The following is a 2,637-nucleotide window of genomic DNA, read 5'->3' as shown; positions in this document are numbered from 1 at the left end:
GTGGGGGACCGGGCCCGCTCGGTCGAGCAGGCCCGTGCGGGCCGCGAGTGCCGCGGCCTCCAGGCGGGAGCCCACGCCCAGCTTCATCAGGACCCGCTGCACGTGCGTGCGCGCGGTGCTCGGCGCTATGCCCATGCCCGCCGCGATGAGCCGGGTGTCCTCGCCGTCGGCCACCCGCACCAGCACCTCGACCTCGCGGGGCGTCAGCATCTGGAGCAGCCGCTGCCCCTCGTCGTCGGGCTGCGCCGCCGGGTTGAGGAGCTCGCTGAAGGCGCCCTGCAGCAGCTGCGGCGCGACCGCGGCCTCCCCGGCACGCGCCTTCATGATGGCCCGCTCGACCCCCTCTATCCGCTCGTCGTGCCGGACGTAACCGGAGGCGCCGGCGGCGAACGCGGCGGCGATCCCGCGCGGGTTGGGCACCGGCCCGAGGACCAGCACCGCCACCTGCGGGCGATCCCGCTTGATCTTCACCACCGGGTCGAAGATGCCCGGTTCGGCGGGTGTGGCCGTACCGATCAGGCACACCTCGGGTGCCCTCGTGATCACCAGTTCCGCCGCCCCCGCGGCGGGCGCGGCGGCGGCCAGCACCCGGTGTCCGCGCAGTTTCAGGGCCGAGGCCAGCGCCTCGGCGAGCAGTCGGTGGTCGTCGACCACCATGAGCCGCACTCCCATCGAGCCCAACCCCCCAGTCCCCCCCAAGGTCCCTCCGGTACCCCCCAAGGTCCCTCCGGTACCCCATGGACAGGAGCCCCCCGGCTCTCCATCCCCCGGAAGCTACACGCTTGTTCGACGTTGCGCTTCCCCTACCGGAGAGAAGTGCCCCGGATTTCCGAAATTCCTCGCATTCGCGAGCGATGGGGGGTACGAGAACGGCCCCGCCCCTGAGCAGGGACGGAGCCGTGATCGACGGGCGAACGCTTGACCGTCGTACCACCGGGCCGCAGCGCCGGGCTACTTCGCGCCGAAGCCGATCGCCGTGTAGTCCTTCTCGTCCTTCGAGTAGGGCGCGCTGATCAGGTCCTCGGCCATGAAGAGCCGGCCGCTGCCGTACAGCATCTCCGACGACTTGGGCACCATGCCGCTGATCGCGCTGCGGACCTGGTCGGTCGCCGGGGTCTCCAGGAGCTTCGTCTCCTTGAAGGTCTTCCCGTCGATGGAGACGACCTGCGAACCCTTGTCGTAGGGGCCGTTCTTGTACGCGATGATGTTGGTGCCGTCCATCCGCACCGGCCAGATCTCGTAGCCGTCACCGGCGTCGGCGCGGTCGCTGGTGGTCTTGCCCGAGGCCAGCGAGAAGGACACGATCTCGTTGACCCGGCTGTACTGCTCCGCGCCCTCGTGCTGCTTGGTCGGCACGTACAGCTTGTCGTTGCCGACCGCGATCGCCCGGCAGTCGTGGATCTTGTTCACACCGCAGTCGTGCTCGTACTTGCCGTCCTCCAGCGTGATCTTCGTACGCAGCTTGCCGCTGTCGTCCAGCGAGAAGACGTCGGTCGCGCCGGACGCGGTGATCTCCCCCGAGTCCACGCCGAAGACGACCGGCTTGGTGGAGATGACCTTGGCGTTGTCGATGCCAGCGGGGAGCTTGTAGCTCCACTTGACCGTGCCCGACGTGGGGTCGAGCAGCTGGACCTCGTACGTCTCGCTGCCGTAGTCGCCGCACTTGCGGACCGCGACCAGCTGCTCGCCGCCCGCGTAGCCGACGTCCTCGCAGGCCTCGACCTTCGGCTGCCACAGCACCTTGCCGTTGCGGATGTCGAGGGCGGCACCGCCGTCCAGGCCCGAGCCCAGCGCGACCGTGGTGCCGGTGATGCTGGCCTCCTTGAACTTGGCCTTCTCACCGCCGCCCGGCGCGACCGACTTCGTCCACACCTCCTTGCCGCTGTTCACGTCGAACGCGGTCACCTCGGTGCACTGCGGGTACGGGTCGGCCTTGGTGCGCTTGGCCTCCTCCGCGATCACCACGGCGACGCCGTCCTTGGTGACCTCGGGAGAGGCTCCGCAGGTCAGGCCCTTGAGCGGCAGGGTCCAGGACTCCTTGCCGGTGTCCGGGTCGTACCCGACGACCTTGCGGACGCCCGCCTTGGCGTACACCTCGTCCGTCAGCCAGGAGCCCTCGACGCTCCAGACCTCCTTCTTGGGGACCTCGGGCGCGGGCAGCTGGAAGAGGACCTTCGCGCTGGTGCTGGCGGGCACCTTCTCCGAACCGCCGCCGGTGCCCGCACCGTCGCCGCCGTCGCCCTTGCCGTCCTTGCCCCCGGTGCCGCCGGTGCCCGCGGAGGTGTCCTTGTCGTCCTTGTCGGAGGAGTTCGCGTACAGGACGCCGCCGCCGATGATCAGCGCGATGGCCACCACGGCCGCGACGATGATCGCCACCTGGCTGTTCCTCTTCGGCCCGCCCTGCGGGACCTGCGGCTGCATCGGCATGGTGTGCGGCTGCGGATAGCCGTACGGGGCCTGCTGCGCCGGGTAGCCGTAGCCCTGCGGCGGCTGCTGGCCCGGGTAGCCGTAGCCGGCGGGCACGGTCGGCGGCTGCGGGACCCCCTGCGGGGCGCCGGGAGCCTGCGGGTAGCCGTACGGCTGCTGCGGCGGACCCTGGGGCGGGCCCTGCGGCGCGGCGGGCTGTCCGGCCGGGGG

2 protein-coding genes are annotated in these 2,637 nt (G+C 71.1%); both read right to left on the bottom strand.

The annotated features are described in order from the left end of the window. Positions 1-672 (bottom strand): helix-turn-helix transcriptional regulator (locus tag FGF04_RS35705; protein ID WP_149515544.1); only part of this gene is annotated, 672 nt, incomplete at its 3' end. 279 nt (positions 673-951) lie between these two features. Next, positions 952-2,637: outer membrane protein assembly factor BamB family protein (locus tag FGF04_RS35700; RefSeq protein WP_235882668.1), on the bottom strand; the 1,686-nt coding region annotated here is incomplete at its 5' end.

The organism is Streptomyces apricus (genome assembly GCF_008369065.1).
Lineage (GTDB): Bacteria > Actinomycetota > Actinomycetes > Streptomycetales > Streptomycetaceae > Streptomyces > Streptomyces apricus.
This window is presented reverse-complemented; position numbering and strand designations above follow the sequence as displayed.